The following is a 23,002-nucleotide window of genomic DNA, read 5'->3' on the forward strand; positions in this document are numbered from 1 at the left end:
TCGGGTCGCCAACGGCCTGGCGTTCCTGCGTCGGCGACTCTCCGGCGACTACGAGGTGGACGAATTCGGCTTCGACCCCGATCTGACCGACGCGGTCTTCCACCCGTTGCTGCGCCTGCTCTACCGGGACTGGTTCCGCACCGAGGTCACAGGCGTGGAGCATGTGCCCGTCGACGGGCCCGCCCTGGTGGTCGGCAACCACTCGGGCACTGTGGCGTTGGACGCGTTGATCCTCTCGGCGGCGCTGCACGACAAGCACCCCGCGCACCGCTACCTGCGGCTGCTCGGTGCCGACCTGGTGTTCCGGATGCCCGTGGTGTCGGAGATCGCCCGCAAGACCGGCGGCACTGTGGCGTGCAACCCGGACGCGGAACGGCTGCTCGGCGGCGGTGAGCTGGTAGGCGTGTTCCCCGAGGGCTTCAAGGGCATCGGGAAGCTCTACGCCGACCGGTACAAGCTGCAACGGTTCGGCCGTGGCGGTTTCGTCTCGGCGGCGCTGCGCACCGGCACCCCGATCGTGCCGGTCGCCATCGTCGGCGGCGAGGAGATCTATCCCATGCTCGCCGACCTCAAGCCCCTCGCGCGGCTGCTCAAGCTCCCGTACTTCCCGGTCACGCCCACCTTCCCGTGGCTCGGGCCGCTGGGCATGGTGCCGCTGCCCAGCAAGTGGCTCATCGAGTTCTGTCCGCCGATCCCCACCGCCCACCTGACCGACTCGGCGGACGACCCGCTTGTGGTGTTCAACCTCGCCGACCAGGTCCGCGAGACGATCCAGCAGACCCTGCACACGCTGCTGGAGCGACGCCCCGACCCGTTCGGCCCCTGAGCGCGGCCGTCAGTCGGCGCGGCGACGGCGCTGCATCGCCAGCCCGGCCGTGACCGCGCCCGCCACCAGCCCGGCCGCCGCCGTCGACGGTACGGCGATCTTGACCGCTCGGCGGCCGGTGCGGAAGTCCCGTACCTCCCAGCCGTGCTTCCGGGCCTGCCGCAGCAGCGTGCCGTCCGGGTTCACGGCCACCGCCCGGCCCACGGCCGACAGCAGCGGCAGGTCGTTCGCCGAGTCGCTGTAGGCCGCGCAGCGGGTCAGGTCCAGCCCCTCCACGGCGGCGAGCTGGGTGACCGCCTCGGCCTTCGCCGGCCCGTGCATCAGGTCACCCACCAACCGTCCGGTGTACGCCCCGTCGACCACCTCGGCCACCGTGCCGATCGCACCGGTGAGGCCGAGCCGGGTGGCGATGACCCGGCCGATCTCCACCGGAGCCGCGCTCACCAGCCAGACCCGCTGGCCGGCGTCCAGGTGGCCCTGGGCTAGTCGCCGGGTGCCGGCCCAGATCCGGGGAGCCATCAGCTCGTCGAAGATCTCCTCCGACAGGCGTTCCACGTCGTCCACCCGCCAGCCCTGCACGAAGGCCAACGCGGCCTCCTTGGCCAGCGACATGTCGCCTGCGTGCTCCCGGGCCAGCACCCGGAACCGGAGCTGCTGCCAGGCGAACCGGGCCAGGTCGGCGGTCGTGAAGTAGTTGCGGGCGGCCAGCCCCCGGGCGAACCAGTAGATCGAGGCGCCCTGCATCATCGTGTTGTCCACGTCGAAGAAGGCCGCGGCGCTCGGGTCCGGTACGGGTGGCGTCACCGGCGCCAGGTCGGTCTCCGCCCAGCCGGCGGTGTGACCCTGGGCGTCGGTACTGACCGTCACCTTGCGGCTGCGCGCCACGCGACTCCCTTCCTCACCCGGTACGGCAGATGCCTCCAGCGAGGGTAGCCGGCCCACCTGGTTGACCGGCTGGGCACGCGACGAACTGCGGCGGAGCCGGTCTGACCTGCGGTATAGGGGTCAGCGGGTGCCGGGGCAGGCGGTGGGGGCGGGGCCGAGGGCGTCGCTGCCCGCCGGGGCCGGCAGCCCGCAGGCGATCGAGGCGCGCAGGGCGTCCGAGCGCTCCCGGATGCTGTCCAGCAGCGCCAGCGACTGGCGGGTCCGCTCCCGGTCGGCTCGGTTGGCCCCGTCGAGGAGGTTCGACACCGCCCGGCGCTGACCGGTGACGAAGGTGTTGACGGTGTCCAGGCTGCCGGACTCGGCTCGTTGCACGGCCGCCGAGGTCAGCAGACGGACACCCTGCCGGGTGTCGGCGTCCATGTCGTCGAGGACGGTGCTGTAGCCGATCCGGTCGCCGCGGAGCTTGGCGGCCTCACCGAGCCGGGTGCGGGCGAAGTCCAGGAAGAGCTGGCCGCGGCTGATGTCCGAGCTGGCCAGGGCGAGCTGGGCCCGTTCGGTCGAGCGCTTCATCCCGTACAGGGCGTCGCCGGGGACCGCGTCCTCGCTGGCGGCGGAGATGCCGGAGACGGCGATGGCCCCGGCGGCGACGCCGACCAGGATCGCGGCGCGGGCCCGGGCCCGTCGCGCGGTGGCCGCCGGGAGCAGCGGCCCACGGGCGGTGCTGGTAGGACGCGCGGTCGCTGTCTCGCCGGCCGTCGGGGCGTTGCCCAGCCCGTCCCGCTCGGCCGTGGCGAGCAGCATCGCTCGCAGGCTGGTGCGGAACTCGGGGTCCACCTCGACCGCCGGGGGGTCGACGCTGAGCCGTTGGCCCACCGCGACGAGCGGCGCGAGCTGACCGTCCACCCGGGACCGGACGTGGTGCCGCCGGGCGCCGTTGGCCTCGTCGAGAAGCTGCGCGAAGCGCTCGGCGCGCCGGCGGGAGAAGAGGGTGTTGTCCACCGCAGGCACCTCCTCTCGCTGGTCACGGCCGGTCGGCCGCCGTCGTTGCCAGCGACCGGGCGGCAATGTGACACCACGGAGGTGAGGTGCCGCCGGCGTGCCGGTCGGACCTCGGAGACCCGGGCCTGCCGGGCAACCACCGGTCGCACCCGGAGAAACGCGGCGGACCGGGCACGGGTTACGGGCCTGGCGGAGCGAAAATCACAGAAAGTGATTGTCATCACCCGGCGGGACCGACCCTCAGCTGCGCGGATGTCGATCGACATCCATCGGTCCCGCCGACGCGGACTACGGCTGGAAGCCGTCGGGGAGAAGTCGGGCGAGCGCCCGGACGGCCCGGTACTGGAGAGCCTTGATGGCGCCCTCGTTCTTGCCCATGGCACGGGCCGTCTCGGCCACCGAGAACCCCTGGAGGAACCGGAGCACGATGCACTCCTGCTGCTCCGGATTCAACTGCTTCACGGCGGTCAGCAACGCGACGTTCGTGATGTGCTCGACAACCGCCGCCTCCGGGCTGCCCTCCGGGCCCCGGTCCTCCCGGTCGGCGTCGAGAACGTCGCCTGTGGTGACCTCCAGCCGGTACCTGCCGGACTTGAAGTGGTCCGCCACCAGGTTGCGGGCGATGGTCACCAGCCAGGCGCCCAGGTCGCGGCCCTGCCAGGTGAAGCTGCCGATCCGCTTGAGCGCGCGCAGGAACGTGTCCGAGGTGAGGTCCTCGGCGAGCTGCCGGTTGCCGACCCGGAAGTAGACGAACCGGAACACGGTGTCCACGTACCTGTCGTAGATCAGACCGAATGCCTCGGACTCGCCGGCCTGGGCCCGCTCGATGAGCGTCCAGACCTCGGTGGCCGGGTCGGACGGGTCCGGCCGGCTCGGGAAGCCGGTCGGAGTGGTGGCGGTGCTGGCCGGCACCGCCGGAATCACCGCCGTCTCACCGGCCGCCGGATCGGTGGTCGCCGTCGGCGTGTCGCCCATCCGACGACCCTGCGTCGGCATGGTCGGCCGGGCGGGTACGACGACCCGCCCGCCGGCCGGCTTCGTGTTGCCGCCCGGCACCGCCGGCCGAGGCGGTGGCTCGTTGTGGTGGGGCCGGCTGCGGGTCCGTTGCGCCGCGCCGTCGCCGCGCGCGGCGTTGCCGTGCGAGTCGTCCACGGGAGCGCGGGCCGCCGGCCGCTCGTTGACCGGGGAGCGGGTCGGCTGACCGGTCACGCCGACCGGGCGTTCCGCGTAACCGAAGGTGGTCACCGTGTCGCCCCCGTCCCGGTGGTCGCCGGACGGGCCGGTCTGCGGGTCGTCGGGGTCGACCGACCGGGCTTGCGGTCGGGCAGGACGGTTCCGGGGTGTGCCGACGGGCGGCAGTACCCCTTGAGGTGCTGGTCCAATGCGCTCACAGGCACGGGGGCCTCCTCGGGCTGAGGGGTGTCGACTCACGGCAAATGGGGTGAGCCGACCCGAGTGATGATAGGGCCAACGTCACCCGCGCGTGGCAAGTCCGTTACACAGGGCGGAAGTATTTCCCGCTCCGTCGCACCGGTGCCGGACCGGTTGTCCGTCGTGTGCGATTGACTTTCCTCCGGCGCGGTGATCCAGGATGGATCCCCTGGTCGGGGGTCCATTGTCCGTTCGGTCGCCCCGCCGCGTCCGATGGCCGTCGTACGCCGGCCGAGCCGCCGTACGACGGCGTCACCCGTCCCATCGGCAGGACCCGGCCGGTCCGCCGGTGGCACAGTGGCCAGTCCCCCCGACGGGACTTGCGGGGCGTGCCGGCCCCGTCCGTCGGGCGTGGCCTGTCGCCGTCCGCTGTGCCAGACTCGACCACCGTGCAGGACGCAGCGGAGAACCTTGCGCCGAACCTCGCCGACCGGGTCCACCGGGCGGCAGTCGACCACGGTGACCGGCCCGCGCTGCACTGGCGCGAGCAGAGCATCACCTGGTCCGACCTGGACGCCGCGGTCGACGCCGCCGCGCGTGGCCTGACCGCCGTCGCGCCGCACACCGCCCCCGGCGACACGCCGCCCCGCGTCGCGATCGCGCTGCCCAACACCCCCGACTTCGTGATCGGCCTGCTCGGCGCCCTGCGCGCCGGCCTGGTCGCCGTGCCGGTCAACCCCGGCCTCACCGCCCCGGAACTGCGGCACGTGCTTGCCGACTCCGCCACGTCGGTGCTGATCGGCACCGACCGTGTACGGGCCCAGGTCGCCGAGGTGTCCGCCGAACTGCCCGCGCTCACCGCCGTGCACGGCGCACCGCCGCGACCGGCCGCCGACGGGCCCGCTCCGCACCCGCGCCGGGGCGGCGACGACCTGGCCGTCCTTCTCTACACCTCGGGCACCGAGGGGCACCCCAAGGGAGCGATGCTCCCGCACCGGGCGCTACTGGCCAACCACGAGCAGGTCGACCGGATCGACCCGCCGGTCGTCGGTCCGACGGACACCGTTCTGCTGGCGCTGCCGCTGTTCCACGCGTACGGACTCAACTCGGGGCTCGGCGCGGTCGTCCACCATGGCGCGACAGGTGTGCTGCTCGACGAACCGGGGCCGACCGCCGGGCTCGACGAGATCGCCCGGCACCGGGTCAGCGTGCTGGTCGGCGTACCGTCGATGTTCCTGACCTGGGCCGACACCGCCACCGCCCGCGCGGCCACCGCCTCCGTGCGGGTCGCGGTCTGCGGCGCGGCGCCCCTGGATCCCGCCGTCGCGGCGCGCTTCACCGAGACCACCGGCCATGTCGTGCACATCGGGTACGGGCTCACCGAGACCGCGCCGGTGCTCACCTCCACCCTGGTCGGCGGGGTCGCCAAGGCCGGCTCGATCGGCCGGCCGCTGCCCGGCGTACGGCTGCGCCTCGTCGACCCGGACGGCGCCGACCTGTGGCGCGACGGCGTGGCCGTCCCCGACGACGACCCGGACGAGCTGGACATCTCCGACGTGACGCCGGGCACCGACCCGGGTCAGATCGTGGTGGCCGGCCCCAACCTGTTCACCGGCTACTGGCCGGACGGACGGGACGGCCCGGACGCCGACGGCTGGTGGGGCACCGGCGACGTCGCGTACGCCGACGAGGACGGCGACCTGTTCCTCGTCGACCGGCTCGGCGAACTGATCCTGGTCAACGGGTTCAACGTCTATCCGCACGAGGTCGAGCTGGTGCTCGCCGGGCACCCCGGGGTGGCCGAGTCGGCGGTACTGGGTGTGCCGCACCCACGGACCGGCGAGACTGTTCGGGCGTACGTGGTGCCGGCGCAGGGACGGCCGGTGACAGGCGAGGAGCTGCTCGCCCACTGCGCGCGCAACCTGGCCCGGTTCAAGTGCCCGACCGCCGTCGAGTTCGTCGACGCCCTGCCCCACTCGGCGATCGGCAAGGTACGCAAGATCCAGCTCCGGTCGGCGATGCCGGCCGGCCCGCCCGCATCCGCCGACACCCGCACGGAGGTAACCGATGGCCACTGACGCCCGGCTCGCCCTGATCACCCGGCCCGGTTGCCACCTGTGCGACGACGCCAAGGCGGCCCTCGACCGCGTGGTGGCGGTGACCGGCGACAAGTGGGTCGAGTGGGACGTGTCCGACGACGTGGAGCTGGAGCGCGAGTACGGCGACCGGCTGCCCGTGGTGATGCTCGACGGCAAGGAGCACGGCTACTGGCGGGTCGAGGAGGAACGGTTGCTGCGGGACCTGACCACGCCGCAACTCTGAGCGCTGCCTAAGGTGCTCTGATGACCCCCGCGCGCCCCCACCTGGTGTGGGACTGGAACGGCACACTGCTCAACGACCTCAGCCTGGTGGTCGCCTGCACGAACGTCGCGTTCGCCAGTGTCGGTGGCCCGGCGGTCACCCTCGACGAGCACCGGGTGCGGTTCCGTCGGCCGATCGCCGACTACTACGCCGAGGTGCTCGGCCAGGCCGTGGACGACGAGTCGTTCGCCCGGCTGGACCGGATCTTCCACGACGCGTACCGCAACGGTTTGACCACCTGCGAGCTGGCCGCCGACGCGCGGACCGCGATGGCGGCGTGGCCCGGCAGCCAGAGCCTGCTCTCCATGTGGTTCCACGAGGAGCTGGTGCCAACCGTGCACACCTTCGGGTTGACCAGCCACTTCACCCGGGTCGACGGGCTGCGGGCCGCGGTCGGCGGGGACCGCAAGGCCGAGTCGCTCCAGGCGCACCTGGCCGAGCTGGGCGTGGACGGCGGTGACGTGGTGGTGATCGGCGACTCCGTCGACGACGCCGACGCGGCGCTCGCGGTCGGCGGTCGGGCGGTGCTCTACACCGGCGGGTTCACCGATCCGGCCCGGCTGCGCGCCTCCGGCCACCCGGTGGCCGACACCCTCACCGACGCGGTGGCCCTGGCCGGGCGGGAGATCAGCTCCGCAGGTAGGTGAGGACGGCGAGCACCCGGCGGTGCTGTTCGGTGTCCGGTGGGAGCGTGAGCTTGGTGAAGATGTTGCGGACGTGCTTCTCCACCGCGCCGTCGCTGACCACCAGGGCGCGGGCGATGGCCGTGTTCGAACGCCCCTCGGCCATCAGGGCCAGCACCTCCCGCTCGCGCGGGGTCAACTCGCGCAACGGCTCGTCGCGGCGGCGTCGCGCGAAGAGCTGACCGACCACCTCCGGGTCGAGCACGGTGCCGCCCGCCGCCACCCGCCGCAGCGCGTCGAGGAACTCGTCGATCGCGGCCACCCGGTCCTTCAGCAGGTAGCCGATGCCGCCACCGGCGCCGCCGGTGGTGGCGAGCAGATCATCGGCGTACGACACCTCGACGTACTGGGAGAGCACCAGGATCGGCGTACGCGGCACCAGCCGCCGCGCCTCGACCGCGGCCCGCAGACCCTCGTCGGTGTGTGTCGGCGGCATCCGCACGTCGACTATCGACACGTCCGGCTGGTGCTCCACCACCGCCTCGACGAGGGCCTCGCCGTCCCCGACGGCGGCCACCACCTGGTGTCCACTCTCGGTCAGCAGCCGCACCAGCCCCTCCCGGAGCAGGACGGCGTCGTCGGCGATCACGATGCGCATGGCTGTGTTGTCTACCACGTCGGGTGCGGTCCTCGTCGGTTCACAGGGGCAGTTCGGTGCGGATCTCGGTCGGGCCGCCGGTGGGGCTGACCACTGCCAGTTCGCCGCCGGCCGCCCGGACCCGGTCGGCGATGCCGGCCAGCCCGTGCCCCTTGGCCAGGTGCGCGCCGCCCTGCCCGTCGTCGCCCACCCGTACCTGGAGGTGGGTGCCCTGCCGGGCCACCGCGACCAGGGCCTCGGTGGCCCTGCTGTGCTTGGCGATGTTGGTGAGCGCCTCGGCCACCACGAAGTACGCGGTGTTCTCCACAGCCGGGTCGAGCCGGCCGCCGGGCGTGCCCAGCTGCGGATCCACCTGGAGTTCGATGGGGATCAGCCCTCGGCCGGCGAGGGCGGCCAGGGCGCTGGGCAGGCCCCTGTCGACCAGGATGGGCGGGGCGATCCCCCGGGACAGGGCCCGCAGCTCGGCAAGCGTGTCCCTGGTCTGGGTGACCGCCTCGTCGATGGTCCGGCCGGCCGCCTCCGGGTCGGTGGCGAGCTGCATCCGGGCCCGGCTCAGGTCCATCGCCAGGCGGACCAGACGCTGCTGGGGGCCGTCGTGGATGTCGCGTTCCAGCCGGCGCAGCGCGGACGCCTCGGCCGAGACGGCGGCGCGCTTCTGCTCCTCCAGCACGGTGATCCGGTCCCGCATCTCGGCCACCCCGGTCAGCATGGCCTTGGCGAAGCTGGCCTGGAGCAGCGCGCAGCCCCGGATCACGATCGGCAGCGTGATCAGGAAGAACACACCGATAGCGGTGTTCAGCCCGATCCGGGCGGTGGTCGAGTCACCAAGGCCGAGCAGTTGCGCCAGATCCTGGTCGCCCTCACCGTCGGCCCGGGGCAGCGCCCAGTCGTACGCCCAGTACAACGAGCCGGTGACTGCCGCGGCCCACCAGGACAGGGTCACCACGAACGTGATCGCCGCCACGATCAGCCGCAGCACGCCGTGTGCCAGGTCGAGCCAGGACTGGGCGTCGCGCATCGGCACGAAGATCCGCCGCCAGGCGTTCGCCCCCGCCTCGGCCAGCCGGTAGTGCGGTCGGATCCGCGGCTGCCGCAGCACCGCGGGCAGCCGCAGACGCTCGATGTCGGCCAGTCCACGGGCGGCGTACAGGGTGCCGCTGAGGATCGGCAGGCCGATCACCGTGACCACCAGTCCCACGCCTATCACGAGCCCCACGACGAGGACGACGAAGCTGGTCACCGCCAGGGGCAGGCCGATCAGCACGTACCCGGAGTCGACGAAGAGCTGGCGGGGGATGCTCGGTGCCAGTGTCTGTTGGTCACTGGCGGCAACGGCGGTCATGCCCAAAGGCTAGGCATCCGGGCTGCCTGTCCCCATCCCGAAGTCCCGCCTCTCTCCCGTAGGGCTGTCCCTACCCCGTGGGCGACACTGCCGGGCGCAACGCGGGATTGGTCAGAGAAGTCGGGATTGAGCAATAATCGCCCGGGCGACGCGGGGTCGCGGAGCGCTGAATCGATCTTGTGGAATGGAGGTGCTGGTGGAGTCGCGGCGCGCAGCGGCAAGATCGCGATTTGTGCACGTCTTCACAAGCGCCTACGCTGTGATTCCGACGCGCCCTGCTAGCACAGCCGGCAATCTCGGTCGCCAGCGGGAGTCCATAGGCGGCCGACCAGCGGAGTTGGCCGAGGATCGCACCGCACGGAGTCTCATGAGTCAGCACCGTCACCCAGGCGCGCCCGGCCGTGCCGGTGCCGTACCCGCGCTCCCGGACCTTCCCGAGGCGACCGTCGCGCGGCTCCCCGAATACCTGCGTGCCCTGCACAACCTCGCCGACGGCGGGCACGAGACCGTCTCCAGCGAGGGCCTCTCCGCCGCCGCCGGAGTCAACTCCGCCAAGCTCCGCAAGGACCTCTCCCACCTCGGCTCGTACGGCACCCGGGGCGTCGGCTACGACGTCGCCCTGCTGATCGAACAGATCGAGTACGTGCTCGGGCTCACCCAGCGCAGGGCTGTCGCCCTGGTCGGTGTGGGTAACCTCGGTCACGCTCTGGCCGGCTACGACGGCTTCGCCAGCCGGGGCTTCCGGATCGCCGCACTGCTCGACGCCGACCCCTCCCGGGTCGGTGAGGAGATCAACGGCCTGGTCGTACGGCATGTCGACGAACTGCCGGAGATCGCCGTGCAGGAGTCCATCGCGATAGGCGTGATCGCCACCCCCGCCGCCGCCGCCCAGCGCGTCGCCGACCAACTGGTCGCCGTCGGCGTGACGAGCATCCTCAACTTCGCGCCGTGCGTACTCTCGGTGCCGGAGGGGGTCGACGTGCGCAAGGTCGATCTCGCCATCGAGCTGCAGATCCTGTCTTTCCACGAGCACCGCAAGGCCTCGCTCACCGCCCTTCCCGGCGGGCTCGCGGCCACCGAAACCCAGGAGGCGATCGGCACGTGAAACTGCTCGTCGTCGGCGCGTCCTACCGGACCGCCCCGGTCGCCACGCTGGAGCAGCTGGCCGTGCCCCCCGCCGACCTCACCCGCACACTCGACCGCCTGGTCGCTCAGCCGTACGTGAGCGAGGCGGTGCTCGTCTCCACCTGCAACCGGGTGGAGGTCTACGCCGCCGTGTCCGGTTTCCACGGCGGGCTCGGTGACATCTGCGCCGTCCTGGCCGAGCAGGCCGGCTGCCCGCCGGCGGCGCTCGCCAGTCACCTGTACGTGCACTACGACACCGCCGCCGTGGACCACGTCTTCCGGGTCGCCACCGGCCTGGACTCGATGGTCGTGGGCGAGGCGCAGATCCTCGGCCAGTTGCGTGACGCGTACCACTGGGCCACCGGCGCCGACTCGGCCGGCCGCCTGCTGCACGAGCTGATGCAGCAGTCGCTGCGGGTGGGCAAGCGCGCCCACGCCGAGACCGGCATCGACCGGGCCGGCCAGAGCGTCGTCACCGCCGCGCTGGAGCTGGCCGCCGGGTATCTCGACGGCGACCTCGAGGGCCGGCCGGCCCTGGTGGTGGGTGCCGGCGCGATGGGCTCGCTCGGGGTGGCCACCCTGTCCCGCCTGGGCGCGGGGCCGCTCACCGTCACCAATCGTGGCGCCGACCGGGCCCTGCGGCTCGCCGAGTCGTACGGGGCGGGCGCCGCGCCGATGACCGAGCTGGCCGACACCCTCTCCACAGTGGACATCGTAGTGGCCGCCACCGCCTCCACCGAACCGGTCCTCACCCGGGCGGTGGTCGGCGCGGCGCTCGCCGAGCGGGACCGGGCCCGGGGCCCGCTGGTCCTACTCGACCTGGCCGTCCCGCGCGACGTCGAGGAGGGCGTCGCCGACCTGCCCGGTGTCGAGGTGATCGACATCGATCGCATGGCGGCGCTGCTCGCCGACGGTCCCGCCGCCGCGGACGCCGCAGCCGTCGAGCGGATCGTCCTCGGCGAGGTGGAGAGTTTCCTCACCTGGCTGCGCGGCGCCGACGTGGCGCCCACCGTGGCCGCGCTGCGCGGCCGGGCCGACGACGTGGTCACCGCCGAGCTGCGCCGGCTCGCCCAGCGCCGCCCCGACCTCGACGACGACCTGCGCGCCGAGGTCGCCCGTACGGTGCACCGGGTCGTGCAGCGGCTCCTGCACCAGCCCACAGTGAAGGTCCGCCAGTTGGCCGCGGAGCCCGGCGGCGACCAGTACGCGGCCCTGCTGCGCGAGCTGTTCGACCTCCAGGTGCCGCAGACCTCACCCGTGGACACCGTGCCCGAGGTGCTGTCCCCCGACCTGGGCGCCGTGTTCGCCAGCACCGACCCGGTGCTCGGTACGGACTCGGCCGACCAGATCCCGCCCACCGGAGGTGCACGTTGACCGCCCCCCTGCGCCTCGGCACCCGGGGCAGCGCCCTGGCGATGGCCCAGTCCGGCCACGTCGCCGAGGCGTTGACCGCCGCCACCGGCCGACCGGTCGAGCTGGTCGAGGTGGTCACCGCCGGTGACCGCTCCAACGCGCCGGTGCACCGGCTCGGCGTCGGGGTGTTCGTCTCCGCGCTGCGTGACGCGTTGACCGCGCGGACTATCGACTTCGCGGTGCACTCCTACAAGGATCTGCCCACGGCCGGTGCCGCCGGGCTGCACATCGCGGCAGTGCCGGCCCGACAGGACCCGCGCGACGCGCTGATCGCCAAGGGCGGGCGGACGCTCGCCGAGCTGCCGCCCGGGGCCACCGTGGGCACCGGCGCGCTGCGCCGCATCGCCCAGCTGCACGCCCTCGGGCTGCAACTGGAGGTCACCCCGATCCGCGGCAACATCGACACCCGCCTGGCGCGGGTGCTCGGCCCCGAGGCCGACCTCGACGCGGTGGTGCTGGCCCGGGCCGGTCTGGCCCGGATCGGTCGGACCGACGCGATCACCGAGACGCTCGACCCGATGCTCATGCTGCCCGCGCCCGCTCAGGGCGCGCTGGCCGTGGAGTGCCGGGTCGACGATCAGGACCTGGTCGAGCTGCTCGGTGCGCTCGACCACGCACCGTCGCGCGCCGCGGTCACCGCGGAGCGCGCGTTGCTGGCAACCCTGGAGGCCGGGTGCAGCGCACCCGTCGCCGCCTATGCGGAACTCGCCGAAGGTGACGCCGGCGATGAGATCTACCTGCGCGGGGCGGTGATCAGTCCGGACGGCACTCGTGACCTTCGGCTGTCCCGCACCGGAACGCCCGCCGACGCGGCGGAGATCGGTAAGGCACTCGCCGCCGAACTCCTCGACCTCGGCGCCGACTCGATCCTCGGCCACGAAGGACACACCGGCCCGGGGACCCAGCAATTTGGGAGCACAGAATGACCCGCACCCGTAAGCCCGTCGGCCGTATCGCGTTCGTCGGGGCTGGCCCCGGCGACCCGGGCCTGCTGACCCGTCGGGCGCACGACGCCCTGGTCGACGCCGACCAAGTGATCTACGACCGGGGAGTCCCCGAGTCGCTGCTCGCCGTCGTCCGCGCCGAGGCCAGAGACGACGCCGAGTTCACCCCTGCCGAAGGCGCGCCGGGGGACGTGGCGAAGGTGCTGATCTCCGCGGCCCGCTCCGGGTTGAACGCGGTGCACCTGGTCGCCGGTGACCCGTTCGGCCACGACTCGGTGGTCAAGGAGGTGCAGGCGGTGGCCCGGACCGCCGCCCACTTCGAGGTGGTGCCGGGCGTCGGCCAGGCCGAGGGCGTGGCCACCTACGCGGGTGTTCCCCTGCCGGGTGTTCGTACCGCCGCCGACGTCGAGGACGTCAGCGCACTGGACTTCGAGGCGCTCGCCGCTGCCGTCGGCCGGGGCTCGCTCGCGCTTGCCGTGGACGCCGGTGATCTCGCCGCCGTCCGGGACGGGCTGCTGGCCGCCGGGGTCGACGGCACGACCGGGGTCGGCGTGACAGGCGACGGCACCGGTGAGACCCAGTACACGACCACGTCGACGGTGGACAGCTTCGTGGCCGCCGCGCTCGGCTTCACCGGCCGGGTGGTGCTCACCGTCGGCGCGGGCGTGGGCCAGCGCGACAAGCTGAGCTGGTGGGAGAACCGCCCGCTGTACGGCTGGAAGGTGCTCGTACCGCGTACCAAGGAGCAGGCTGGCGCGATGAGCGCCCGGCTGCGGGCGTACGGGGCGATCCCGTGCGAGGTGCCGACCATCGCGGTCGAACCGCCGCGCACCCCGGCGCAGATGGAGCGGGCGGTCAAGGGCCTGGTCGACGGCCGGTACGCCTGGGTGATCTTCACGTCGGTGAACGCGGTCCGCGCGGTCTGGGAGAAGTTCGCCGAGCACGGCCTGGACGCCCGGCACTTCGGCGGCGTCAAGATCGCCTGCATCGGTGAGGCGACGGCGGACGCGGTGCGCGCGTTCGGCATCCAGCCGGAGCTGATCCCCGCCGGGGAGCAGTCCTCCGAGGGGCTGTTGGCCGAGTTCTCGCCGCACGACGAGATCCTCGACCCGGTGGGCCGGGTGCTGCTGCCCCGCGCCGACATCGCCACCGAGACGCTGGCCGCCGGGCTGACCGAGCGCGGCTGGGAGGTCGATGACGTGACCGCGTACCGGACGGTGCGGGCCGCTCCGCCGCCCGCCGAGATCCGCGACGCGATCAAGTCGGGCGGGTTCGACGCGGTGCTCTTCACGTCCAGCTCGACGGTGCGCAATCTGGTCGGTATCGCGGGGAAGCCGCACGCCCGTACCGTTGTTGCCGTGATCGGGCCCAAGACGGCGGAGACCGCGACGGAGTTCGGCCTGCGGGTCGACGTCCAGCCGCCGCACGCCTCGGTGCCCGACCTGGTGGAGGCGCTCGCCGCCTACGCCGTCGAGCTGCGCGAGAAGCTGGCCGCAATGCCGGCGAAGCAGCGCCGCGGCTCGAAGGTGCAGGGCCCGACCGCCCTGCGCTTCCGGTAGTCGTTCGAGGAGGCTCTGGCATGTCGTTCCCCGAGATCCGGCCCCGCCGGCTGCGCCGCAACGCGGCGATCCGCCGGCTGGTGTCCGAGACCCGGGTCGACCCGGCCGAACTGGTCGTGCCGATGTTCGTCAAGGAGGGGCTGACCGAGCCCCGCGCCATCAGCTCGCTCCCGGGGGTGCTCCAGCACTCCCGGGAGTCGCTGCGCAAGGCGGCTGCCGAGGCGGTCCAGGCCGGTGTCGGCGGGATCATGCTGTTCGGCGTGCCCGAGCAGCGGGACCCGACCGGCTCCGGCGGCATCGACCCGAACGGCATCCTGAACGTCGCCATCCGCGACGTGGTGGCCGAGGTGGGCGACGCCACGGTGGTGATGAGCGACCTGTGCCTGGACGAGTTCACCTCACACGGGCACTGCGGGCTGCTCACCCCCGACGGCGAGGTGGACAACGACGCGACCCTCGCCGCGTACGCCGAGATGGCGGTGGCCCAGGCCGCCGCCGGGGCCGGCATGGTCGGGCCGTCGGGGATGATGGACGGCCAGGTCGGCGTGGTGCGCCGGGCCCTCGACGCCGCCGGGTACCAGGACGTTTCCGTGCTCGCGTACGCCGTGAAGTACGCCTCCGCCTTCTACGGCCCGTTCCGGGAGGCGGTGGAGTCGGCGCTGGAGGGCGATCGGCGCACCTACCAGCAGGACCCGGCCAACCTCCGCGAGTCGCTGCGCGAGGTGGCGCTCGACGTCGCCGAGGGCGCCGACCTGGTGATGGTGAAGCCGGCGCTGCCGTACCTCGACGTGGTGTCGGCGGTGCGGGCCGCGGTGGACGTTCCGGTCGCTGCCTACCAGGTCTCCGGCGAGTACGCGATGGTCGAGGCGGCCGCCGCTAACGGCTGGATCGACCGCGAGCGGGTGATGCTGGAGACGCTCACCTCGATCAAGCGGGCCGGTGCGCAGATCATCCTCACCTACTGGGCCGTCGAGGCCGCTGGCCTGCTGCGCCAGCGCAACTGATCGGCCCGCGAAGGACTTCTGGCCTCTGGCCTCTGGCCTCTGGCTCTCGATCGTCACCGACGCGGCTGCGCTCTCGGGCGGGTCGCTCCGACGGACCGCACTACCTCTGCCCCCCTTTGCTCTGCTTCAACCGGCGCAACATTTCCGGTCCTGACCGTTGCGTCGATTGAAGCAGAGCAAAGGGGGCGGACCAGGCTGCTGGCCTGCTGCCCCGATGACGGTTGTCCACAGGTTTATCCACAGCGGTTGAGCTTGGCCGGCGTCGCGGGGATGGTGGGCGGATGGCGTCGGCGCTCATCCCTCCACAACCTCCCGGCCCTACCGTCGGACGATTTCCCATCGCCGGTCTGGTTCGCCGGGCACGTCGCATCGTCCGACTGAGCCAGCACCAGATGGCCCGCTTCGCCAAGGTGGCGCCCCTCGACGATAGGTCGGGTCGAGGCGGGCAGCCTGACGCCGAGCCTGCCCGTGCTGGAGCGCCTACTCGGCGCGGCGGGGCTCTTCCTCGTTGTGGTGGACCAGGAGGGCCGGGTCGTGCTGCCGATGGCCGACCGGGAAGACGTTCACGACGGGGCCGGCCGCCGTTATCCCTCACACCTCGACACGATCGTCGACCCGGAGCCCGGGGAGTGGTGGGGGGACATCTACGGACTCACGTCGCCTCCGGAGACCTATCACCGCAGTTCGGCGGATCGCGAGGCGCGACGTCGGCGCAGCCAGTGGGAGGTGCGGGTGGCGCAGCATCGCGGCGTGCCACCCCCGCCACCGGTCGACGTGTACTACTGAGCTGTGGACGCCGCCGGGGTACGCGCCGGCGTGCAGGTCGTCCTCACCTGCCGGGCCGTCGAGGCCGCTGACCTGCTGCGCCAGCGCTACCGACCGGCTTCGCGGGTCCCGGGCCGGCCGTCTCGTCCCCCTCCGGCGCGGCGCCCGGAAGTCGCCGGCTGGTCAGCCAGGCGAGCGCCAGCAGCACGGCCGACACCGCGAGCGCGAGCCGGGTGGCCTGCGCCAGTTCCGGTGCGAGGCCGAGCCGGCTGGCCGGGTCGAGTCGGTTGGCCGCCGTTATACCCCCGCCGCCCAGGCTGGGGGCCAGCCGATCCGCCAGCCAGGACAGGACGGCGGCGATGAGCGCCGTGCCGGCCGCGACCGAGGTGTGCGACACAGTGGTGAGCAGCGTGGAGCCGGACGGCAGGTCGTTGGGCGGGAGCGACCGGCTGGCCGCGGTCATCGTCGGCATGAGGGTCGCGCCCATGCCGAGGCCGATCACCGCGCCCAGCGTGGCCAGCAGCGGGTACGACGTGTCCGCGTCGAGCACCAGCACCCGGGCCACAGTGCCAGCCACCGCCGTGGCGATGCCGAGCCCGACGACGCGCCGCGCCGAGACGCGATCGACGAGCCGGGTCGCGACCTGGAGCATCAGCCCGGTGGTCAGCGCCTGCGGGATGCCGATCACCCCGGCCAGGGTGGCCGAGTCGCCGCGTACCACCTGCACGTAGGCCGGGATGATCAGGAACGAGCCGAAGTATCCGGCGGCGAAGAGCGCCACAGTCGCGGCGCCTCCGACCATCCCCGGGGCGCGCAGCACGGCCACATGCAGCAGTGGCTGCCGTATCCGGCCGGCCCGCCAGACGAAGGTCGCCACCAGCATGGCACCGAGCGCGAGCGGCAGCAGCACTGATGCGGTGACGATCCCGCCCCGCTCGCCGGTGACGCTGAGTCCGTACACCGCCAGCGCCAGACCGGGGCAGAGCAGCAGCAGCCCGACGACGTCCAGCCGGACCGACGGACGTCGCGGGTCGGCGGCCGGCAGCACCGACCGGCCGAGCAACACCGCCAGCAGCCCCACCGGCAGGTTGATCCAGAAGATCCACCGCCACGACGCGTGATCGAGCAACAGCCCACCCAACACCGGCCCGATCAGTGGCCCGACCAGGACCGGCAGGCCGAGAAGGCTCATCATCCGTCCTCGCCGCCCCGCCGGCACCGCGGCGAGCGCGACGGCCATCCCAACCGGGTTGAGCAGCCCACCACCCAGCCCTTGGAGCACCCGGAACGCGATCAGCGACTCGACGTTCCAGGCAGCGCCGGCCAGCACGGACCCGGCGGTGAACAGCACCAGCGCGGACAGGTAGGTGCGGCGGGCACCGAAGTGGCCGATTGCCCAGGCGGCGGTGGGCATCACCGCGACCAGGGCGAGCGCGTAGCCGCTGGTGACCCAGCCGATCGTGGCGAGGTTGGTGTTCAGGTCGTCGACAAGCCTCGGCAGGGCCACCACGGTGACCGTGGTGTCGATCACCGCTAGCAGACCACCGAGGGTCAGGTACCAGCCGAGTCGTCGCGCGGACGCGTCCATGTCGCCGGCTCAGGACCGGACCCGGCGGGCGGTGCGCAGCGCCTCGGCCCACCAGGCCAGCTCGCTCAGCGTGGCGTCGGCGGCCCGCCGCAGCGGCTCGTCGTCGACCAGTCGACCGCTGTCGTCGAGCCGCTCCCACGGTGCCCGGAGCACCACCCCGGAGCGGGTCGTGGCGGCCTGCACCTCGGCGAAGACCAGTCGGAGTTGCTCGACCGCCCGGATGCCGCCGGAACCGGCCCCGTACGACACGAAGGCCACCGGCTTGCGGGCCCACTCCCGGTAGTGCCAGTCGATGGCGTTCTTGAGGGCGGCCGGGAAGCTGTGGTTGTACTCGGGTGTCACCACCACGAACGCGTCGGCGGCGGCCAACCGGGCGCTGATCGGGCTCGCCGAGTTGCCCCCGGGAGGGGTGTCGGCGAACGGTAGCGCCACCTCGGCGAGGTCGACGAGGTCCAGGTCGAGGTCCGCGCGGCGGCCCGCGTGGGAGACGAACCAGTCGGCGATCGAGCGGCCCACCCGAGGTTGCCGGACGCTTCCGACGAGCACGGCGACGGTCGGCGGAGCGGTGTCCTCTTGCGTTGTCATGCCTCGGACGCTAGGACTTGAAGTAATGGTGAAGTCAAGGACGACGGGGGATTGGCGATGGGCACGTTGACGGTCGGCGAGGTGGCCCGGGAGAGCGGGGTCAGTGGCTCCGCCGTGCGGTTCTACGAGCGGCAGGGCCTGATAGCGGCTGCCCGCACCAGCGGCAACCAGCGGCGCTTCGACCCCGACGCGGCCTGCCGGATCAGGGTGGCGCGGGTTGCCCAGCGCGTCGGCCTGACCGTCAACGACATCCGTGACCTGCTCGCCGCCCTGCCACCCAACCCCGGGCCGGCCGATTGGCAGGATCTGCACGATCGGCTGACCGCCGAGGCCGAGCGGCGCATCCGCGAGCTGCACGCGGCACTGGACGACATCGGCTCCGGCCGCCGCCTCTGCGAACTCTGATCACGCCCTCGGTGTACGCGCCGGACATCGGCAGCTCCCGGTGGCTGACCCATCGATGTCGTCAGCGAGATCGTGCCCCAACATGGATGTAGTGGCCTCCCGACCGGCGGAGGCCACTACATCCTGGATCGCGCGCGATCATTCGCTCACGAGCGCGGATCTCAGTCGTCGTTGGTGATGGTGCCCGCGGCCAGCGGATCGGCCAGCCGCAGGCCGGGCACGCCGGCCACCAGCAGCGTCAGCTTCTCGTTCGGCTCCCGCTTGCGGTCACCCCGCACCGTCACCGGGAAGGCGACCGACGTCTGCCCGGCGGCCAGCACCTTGCAGCCGACGTACGCGTCGAAGTCCGAACCCGCCTGCGCCGTACCACCGACGGTGGTGGCGCAGAGCAGCACCGGCTGGGACAGCGGCCGGGACACGGTCGCGGTGAAGGTGAGCTGCCGCGTGCCCTGGTCGCCCTCGACCACCGTCGCGTCGGCCACGGTCAACGACGACCGGGACCGGAACCTCGCCACCTGCGGGTCGTGGTCACTGGACCCGCGCGACCCGTCGCCGGTGAACTCCGCCGGCCAGTCCGCGTTGATGTGCGCCGCCCGCACCTGCACCAGGTCGCCGTAGAGCGCGTCATTGACGAACAGGTGGTCGAGCGTCTGCGCCTGCCCCTCGAAGCTGTACGAGTACGCGGAAGCCGGCACCTCCGCCACCAGGTTGTCCCACAGGTTGTGCAGGCCCGCCTCGTACAGCGGCGCGAGCTGGTCCGACACGGCGGGCTGGCTGCCCGTCGCGATCGGGTCGTCGGGCCGGGGGAACACGTTCAGGTCCCCGCCGTAGACCACCCGGGCGTTCCGGTCGGCCGCCTCGATCGCGGTCACGATCGCCGCCCCGTAACGGGCCTGCTCCCGACGCTGCCCGATCCGGCCGTCCGGGCCGGACGAGTAGTGGTTGCTGAGCGCGTACAGGGTGAACCGCTCGGACGAGCCCGGCGCGGCGGCCACGCTGAACCTGCCCAACTGGGGAGCCCTGGTGAACACATTCGTGCCGTCCCGGCCGGTCGACGTGTCCACGTCGGACGGGAGCACCGCGTTGAGCGCCTTGGGGTTCTGCACGTCGGCGTTCGCCGGCAGCCCCGGGGCGCGGTACTGGACGGTCGGGGCCGAACCCAGCAGCGGGTCGTCCGCCGTCGCGGCCGGCAACGACAGCCGGTCCGTGCGGTACAGGAACGCGGCGGTGATTCCGCGGGCGTCCGCGCCGGTCCGGTCATAGGTCGCGGCGTACGCCGGCCCGCCCGCCTGCGCCACCGCGAGCGCCAACTCCTGGACGCTGTCCGGAGCGCCATCGGCGTTGTCGGTGTCGCCGCAGGCCAGCGCCGCCCCGGAGACAGTGCAGATGTCCTGGTCCTCGGCCTCCTGCACCAGGATCAGATCCGGTGCGTGCAGATCGGTGACGATCTGGTCGGCGAGCGCCGTCAGGTGCTCGCGGTAGTCCGCCTCGCTGCTCGGCACGTAGTCGAACGGCGGGCTGACCCCTGTGCAGCCGGCGTTGCCGGCGAAGTCGCAGCCGTCGAACGGGTCGTCGCGGTAGTCGTACAGGTTCTCCACGTTGTACGTGGCGACCGCCACCTCCTGGGACCGGTCCGCAGCCTTCGGCGGGTTGTTCCTCGACGGGTCCGCCCCGGCGTCGAACTCCGCCCGCTCGACCTGGACGCCGTACTTCTCGAACGAGTAGTAGACGCCGCCCACCGCGTCCGCGCGCAGCGTGTCGAAGGTGTGTGCAGGCGGGAGCAGCGCCGTGCTGTCCCCGGCGGTGGCCTTCACGCCCATGCTGCCGAGCAGCACCCGCTGGCCATTGCCGTCGTCGAAGCGGCGGGTCGGGTCGTTGTCCAGCGGGTGCGAATCCCGGAAGACCCGCCGGGAGTACGGGTCGGCGCGGTCCAGCAGCGGGTCGTCCCGGTCGATCACCCACAGCTCCGCGTCCGCGGTGGAGGAGAAGACGTCCCGGCCGCTCACCGCGCCGCTGCCGGCACGTACCCGCAGACGGGCGCCCTCGTGCCGCTCCCACCAGCGCTGCGCCTCGGTCAGTTCGACAGGAGGCACCGCGTCGGTCACCGCGACAGCCGTGTCCACGTCCAGGCCGGTGGCGATCCGGCGGACCAGCGAGGCCCCGGAGAGCTGGGTGAAGTTGTAGTACTCCGACACCCGGGCCCGGAGCACCACCTCGTCACCGACGGTCGGCACGTACCCGCCGATCAGCGACGTGAACGCGCCCATGAACACGAAGACGCCGTCGGAACTGGTCGGGTCGCCGTCGGTGTCGTCGGTGCGGCTCTGCAGGAAGAACCCGTGCTGCTCCGCCCCGGCCGATGTGCGGGCAAGCGTCAACTGGGTGATCACGCCGCGTACGTCGTACATCGTGCTGCTGGTGCCGTTGCCGCTCGCCGGTGCGAGCGGCGAGCGGTCCGACGGGCCGGACTCGGCGTCCGTGGTCGGGCCCTGCACCTCCCCGACGGTCAGCTCCCGGGTCACCTGCACGGCCAGCGCGCAGCTGGCGGTGCCGCCGCCCGCGTCGGTCGCGGTCACCGTCACTGTGTACGCGCTGGCGGCCAGATCGGCGCTCGCGCCGACCGTGGCGCGGGCGGTGCCGCCGACCCCGTCGGCCGGGGTGAACGCGGTACGGGAGATCGAGCCGGCGGCCGGGGTCGGGCTGACCGACGTCACCGCCAGGTCGACGATCGTGTCGTCGGAATCGGTGGCGGTGACATCGCGGCTCGCGGCCGTGCCTGCCGCCGTGACCAGTGGCCCGCCGCAGGTCAGCGTGGCCGGTACGTCGACCGGGCCGCCGCCGTCCACGGTGTGCGCGCCGAGCCCGTCGAACGTGTCGACCGGGAGGCCGGCCCACTGGGCGGCGGGGTCGAACGCGTCCGACGGGTCGGTGTCTCCGGCTGTCACGCTCGCCAGCCGGCGCAGCGTGTTGTCCGCGGTGCTTGTCGCACCGGCACCCCACTCGGTGCCCGGGTCGACACCCACCTGGCCGATCGAGTCGAGCACCGTGGTGCCCCGGCGCAGCACTATCGCGTCGTCGCCGTTGAACAGGCTCGCCCCGGTGGTCTGGTCGGCCTGGGCGAGGACGGCGGCCGAAGCCGACGCGCTGGCGAAGACGAACGCGTCGCCGGCGGCCACGCTCCCGGTCAACGCGATGGTGGTGGCCGTGGTGGAGCCGTTGAAGTAGAGCTGCAACTGGTAGCCGCCGGCGGTCAGGTCGACAGCGGCGCCGGTGCCGTTGAACAGCTCGATCGCCTTGTTGTTCGACGATCCCTCGACGTACTCCGAGATGAACAGGTCGGTGGGCGCGGCGCTGGCCGCGGTGGGTGCGACGCCGAGCGCCGTGACTGTCACGGCGGCGGTGGCGGTCGCGAGCGCGGCTATTGAGCGGCGCGGGCGCATGGGGCCTCCACGATGGGTGGACGGGGGTCAACGCACGTTAAGGTGCCCGACTGTCCATCGTCCATCCCCCATCGGACAGTTTCGTGAATTCCTCAGCGCGGCGGGTCGAGGCGGTGCACCAGCTCAGCGACGTCGACGCTGTATTCGCACCAGTCCCGGTCGGGCCGGTAACCCAGCTCCGCGTTGACCTTGAGCATGGCCTCGTTGGCCTGCGCGTTCCAGGTCTGCACCTCGACCAGCTTCGGCTCGGCCGACCGCAGCTCCAGCAGCATCCTGGCCTTGATCGCCCGGTCGATGCCGTAACCCCTGTGGTCCTGCGCGACGATCGTGTCGTACTGGTCGGCGCGGGTCGGGTGCTGCGCCGGCACCACCACCTCGGTCAGGCCGGCCACCTCACCGCTCTGCTCGTGCCGGGCCAGCACGATGTACGGCTTCATGCCCCGCCGGTGCAGGGTGTCCAGGCTGTCCCGCAGCCGCTGCGGGTCGTACGAGCTGGGCCGCAGCTCGCCGTCGTCGACGTCGCGCACCTCGGCCTTGGCCCGCGCGTACGCCTCGATCAGATCATCCGGTGGCCCGCCGGGGAAGAACTCCAGGTGGTAACCCGCCGCGACGCCGGTGGCCATCTCGGCCAACTCGGGCCAGTCGACAGCCGACAGGTCGAGGACGCTTCGCGTCTCCACGTACTCCCGGGTGAAGCCGAGCGACTCGTAGAAGCCCACCGCCGGCGTGTCGCCGACGACCTCCACCCCGATCGACTGGAAGCCCTCCTGGTAGACCCGGCGCGCGGCGCGCAGCACCAGGTCACGGCCGAGCCCGGAGCGTCGGACCGACGGGTGCACCAGCACCTCGAGCACGCCGATGTCGCCGAGGAGCAGCACGTGCACCTGGCCGAGAATCGCGCCCGGGTCGGCGGCGTCGGTCGGGTCGGCCTGGGCGATCCAGGAGATCCGCCGTTCGCCGGGCATCACCTCGGCGAGGTATTCCCGCAGGGAGGTCTCCCGCCAGGGCGGGTCCTGCGGCAGATCGGCCGCCAGAACCGCGTTCAGCGTGTCCAGCAGCGACGCGATCTCGGCGGACGACGCGGTCCTGGGGTCCCACTCGCGCACCAT

Annotated in this window: 20 protein-coding genes; 11 read left to right on the plus strand and 9 right to left on the minus strand. The window is 72.7% G+C overall.

Going from position 1 to position 23,002, the window contains the following annotated elements; all coding sequences use genetic code 11:
* The first annotated feature begins 16 nt into the window (after nt 1-16).
* Nucleotides 17-826, plus strand: a complete 810-nt coding sequence (locus ACZ6N8_RS16845; protein WP_244296021.1) for a lysophospholipid acyltransferase family protein — start codon at nt 17-19, stop codon at nt 824-826.
* Nucleotides 827-835: 9 nt separating this feature from the next.
* On the opposite strand, the gene ACZ6N8_RS16850 is transcribed toward ACZ6N8_RS16845, so the two are convergent.
* From ACZ6N8_RS16850 to ACZ6N8_RS16860, 3 genes are all read right to left on the minus strand, one after another.
* A complete protein-coding gene (locus tag ACZ6N8_RS16850; protein ID WP_466010833.1) occupies nt 836-1,711 on the minus strand; it encodes an HAD family hydrolase in 876 nt (291 codons plus the stop codon).
* A gap of 120 nt (nt 1,712-1,831) precedes the next feature.
* Nucleotides 1,832-2,719, minus strand: a complete 888-nt coding sequence (locus ACZ6N8_RS16855) for a DUF5667 domain-containing protein (RefSeq protein WP_466010835.1) — start codon at nt 2,717-2,719, stop codon at nt 1,832-1,834.
* Between the two features lie 279 nt (nt 2,720-2,998).
* Nucleotides 2,999-3,955 carry an ECF subfamily RNA polymerase sigma factor, BldN family gene (locus tag ACZ6N8_RS16860; RefSeq protein ID WP_466010837.1) on the minus strand — a complete coding sequence of 319 codons (957 nt, stop codon included), beginning with the start codon at nt 3,953-3,955 and terminating at the stop codon, nt 2,999-3,001.
* Nucleotides 3,956-4,530: 575 nt separating this feature from the next.
* Between ACZ6N8_RS16860 and ACZ6N8_RS16865 the strand changes: the two genes are divergently transcribed.
* Genes ACZ6N8_RS16865 through ACZ6N8_RS16875 form a run of 3 tightly spaced genes read left to right on the plus strand, consistent with a single transcriptional unit; the run spans nt 4,531 to nt 7,089 of the window.
* Entirely contained in the window at nt 4,531-6,159 is a 1,629-nt protein-coding gene (locus ACZ6N8_RS16865) for an AMP-binding protein (RefSeq protein WP_466010839.1), read from the plus strand.
* On the plus strand, nt 6,149-6,403 hold the full coding sequence (locus ACZ6N8_RS16870) for a glutaredoxin family protein (RefSeq protein ID WP_364373086.1): 255 nt from the start codon (nt 6,149-6,151) through the stop codon (nt 6,401-6,403). Before ACZ6N8_RS16865 ends, ACZ6N8_RS16870 begins: the two co-directional genes overlap by 11 nt.
* A 20-nt stretch (nt 6,404-6,423) precedes the next feature.
* Entirely contained in the window at nt 6,424-7,089 is a 666-nt protein-coding gene (locus ACZ6N8_RS16875; protein ID WP_466010840.1) for an HAD family hydrolase, read from the plus strand.
* Here the strand turns inward: ACZ6N8_RS16875 and ACZ6N8_RS16880 are convergent.
* Both ACZ6N8_RS16880 and ACZ6N8_RS16885 read right to left on the minus strand, forming a co-directional pair.
* Nucleotides 7,070-7,723, minus strand: a complete 654-nt coding sequence (locus ACZ6N8_RS16880) for a response regulator transcription factor (protein ID WP_364373092.1) — start codon at nt 7,721-7,723, stop codon at nt 7,070-7,072. The genes ACZ6N8_RS16875 and ACZ6N8_RS16880 overlap by 20 nt on opposite strands.
* A gap of 40 nt (nt 7,724-7,763) precedes the next feature.
* Nucleotides 7,764-9,065 (minus strand): sensor histidine kinase, encoded by a 1,302-nt coding sequence (locus tag ACZ6N8_RS16885; protein WP_466010843.1) that lies wholly within the window; start codon nt 9,063-9,065, stop codon nt 7,764-7,766.
* 367 nt (nt 9,066-9,432) lie between these two features.
* Between ACZ6N8_RS16885 and ACZ6N8_RS16890 the strand changes: the two genes are divergently transcribed.
* From ACZ6N8_RS16890 to ACZ6N8_RS16915, 6 genes are all read left to right on the plus strand, one after another.
* A complete protein-coding gene (locus ACZ6N8_RS16890) occupies nt 9,433-10,170 on the plus strand; it encodes a redox-sensing transcriptional repressor Rex (protein WP_364373098.1) in 738 nt (245 codons plus the stop codon).
* Complete coding sequence (locus ACZ6N8_RS16895) at nt 10,167-11,564, plus strand: glutamyl-tRNA reductase (RefSeq protein WP_466010845.1); 1,398 nt, start codon at nt 10,167-10,169, stop codon at nt 11,562-11,564. Before ACZ6N8_RS16890 ends, ACZ6N8_RS16895 begins: the two co-directional genes overlap by 4 nt.
* A complete protein-coding gene (gene hemC, locus ACZ6N8_RS16900; protein WP_387115227.1) occupies nt 11,561-12,529 on the plus strand; it encodes a hydroxymethylbilane synthase in 969 nt (322 codons plus the stop codon). Before ACZ6N8_RS16895 ends, hemC begins: the two co-directional genes overlap by 4 nt.
* Complete coding sequence (locus tag ACZ6N8_RS16905) at nt 12,526-14,106, plus strand: bifunctional uroporphyrinogen-III C-methyltransferase/uroporphyrinogen-III synthase (protein ID WP_139586874.1); 1,581 nt, start codon at nt 12,526-12,528, stop codon at nt 14,104-14,106. Before hemC ends, ACZ6N8_RS16905 begins: the two co-directional genes overlap by 4 nt.
* A gap of 20 nt (nt 14,107-14,126) precedes the next feature.
* Nucleotides 14,127-15,110: a porphobilinogen synthase gene (hemB, locus tag ACZ6N8_RS16910; RefSeq protein WP_466010847.1), complete on the plus strand. Its 984-nt coding sequence runs from the start codon at nt 14,127-14,129 to the stop codon at nt 15,108-15,110.
* 468 nt (nt 15,111-15,578) lie between these two features.
* Nucleotides 15,579-15,896, plus strand: a complete 318-nt coding sequence (locus tag ACZ6N8_RS16915) for a hypothetical protein (protein ID WP_466010849.1) — start codon at nt 15,579-15,581, stop codon at nt 15,894-15,896.
* A 43-nt stretch (nt 15,897-15,939) separates the two neighbouring features.
* Here the strand turns inward: ACZ6N8_RS16915 and ACZ6N8_RS16920 are convergent, their stop codons facing one another.
* Both ACZ6N8_RS16920 and ACZ6N8_RS16925 read right to left on the minus strand, forming a co-directional pair.
* Nucleotides 15,940-17,463, minus strand: a complete 1,524-nt coding sequence (locus tag ACZ6N8_RS16920) for a DHA2 family efflux MFS transporter permease subunit (RefSeq protein ID WP_466010850.1) — start codon at nt 17,461-17,463, stop codon at nt 15,940-15,942.
* Between the two features lie 9 nt (nt 17,464-17,472).
* Nucleotides 17,473-18,048, minus strand: a complete 576-nt coding sequence (locus tag ACZ6N8_RS16925) for an NADPH-dependent FMN reductase (protein ID WP_466010852.1) — start codon at nt 18,046-18,048, stop codon at nt 17,473-17,475.
* Nucleotides 18,049-18,105: 57 nt separating this feature from the next.
* Between ACZ6N8_RS16925 and ACZ6N8_RS16930 the strand changes: the two genes are divergently transcribed.
* Nucleotides 18,106-18,453: a MerR family transcriptional regulator gene (locus tag ACZ6N8_RS16930; RefSeq protein ID WP_466010854.1), complete on the plus strand. Its 348-nt coding sequence runs from the start codon at nt 18,106-18,108 to the stop codon at nt 18,451-18,453.
* Between the two features lie 161 nt (nt 18,454-18,614).
* Here ACZ6N8_RS16930 and ACZ6N8_RS16935 read toward each other — a convergent pair whose 3' ends face one another.
* On the minus strand, nt 18,615-21,893 hold the full coding sequence (locus tag ACZ6N8_RS16935) for a lamin tail domain-containing protein (protein ID WP_466010856.1): 3,279 nt from the start codon (nt 21,891-21,893) through the stop codon (nt 18,615-18,617).
* A gap of 92 nt (nt 21,894-21,985) precedes the next feature.
* The gene (locus ACZ6N8_RS16940) at nt 21,986-23,002 is read right to left on the minus strand and encodes a GNAT family N-acetyltransferase (protein WP_466010920.1); all 1,017 of its coding nucleotides are present in this window, start codon (nt 23,000-23,002) and stop codon (nt 21,986-21,988) included.

This window comes from Micromonospora sp. NPDC047521 (genome assembly GCF_055587305.1).

Excerpts from the sequence above, each read along its gene's own strand:
- ACZ6N8_RS16870 (WP_364373086.1), top strand. The coding sequence starts at position 6,149 with ATGGCCACTGACGCCCGGCTCGCCCTGATCACCCGGCCCGGTTGCCAC.
- ACZ6N8_RS16875 (WP_466010840.1), top strand. The coding sequence starts at position 6,424 with ATGACCCCCGCGCGCCCCCACCTGGTGTGGGACTGGAACGGCACACTG.
- ACZ6N8_RS16880 (WP_364373092.1), bottom strand. The coding sequence starts at position 7,723 with ATGCGCATCGTGATCGCCGACGACGCCGTCCTGCTCCGGGAGGGGCTG.
- ACZ6N8_RS16885 (WP_466010843.1), bottom strand. The coding sequence starts at position 9,065 with ATGACCGCCGTTGCCGCCAGTGACCAACAGACACTGGCACCGAGCATC.
- ACZ6N8_RS16890 (WP_364373098.1), top strand. The coding sequence starts at position 9,433 with ATGAGTCAGCACCGTCACCCAGGCGCGCCCGGCCGTGCCGGTGCCGTA.
- ACZ6N8_RS16905 (WP_139586874.1), top strand. The coding sequence starts at position 12,526 with ATGACCCGCACCCGTAAGCCCGTCGGCCGTATCGCGTTCGTCGGGGCT.
- hemB (WP_466010847.1), top strand. The coding sequence starts at position 14,127 with ATGTCGTTCCCCGAGATCCGGCCCCGCCGGCTGCGCCGCAACGCGGCG.
- ACZ6N8_RS16920 (WP_466010850.1), bottom strand. The coding sequence starts at position 17,463 with ATGGACGCGTCCGCGCGACGACTCGGCTGGTACCTGACCCTCGGTGGT.
- ACZ6N8_RS16925 (WP_466010852.1), bottom strand. The coding sequence starts at position 18,048 with ATGACAACGCAAGAGGACACCGCTCCGCCGACCGTCGCCGTGCTCGTC.
- ACZ6N8_RS16930 (WP_466010854.1), top strand. The coding sequence starts at position 18,106 with ATGGGCACGTTGACGGTCGGCGAGGTGGCCCGGGAGAGCGGGGTCAGT.
- ACZ6N8_RS16935 (WP_466010856.1), bottom strand. The coding sequence starts at position 21,893 with ATGCGCCCGCGCCGCTCAATAGCCGCGCTCGCGACCGCCACCGCCGCC.
- ACZ6N8_RS16940 (WP_466010920.1), bottom strand. The coding sequence starts at position 23,002 with ATGGTGCGCGAGTGGGACCCCAGGACCGCGTCGTCCGCCGAGATCGCG.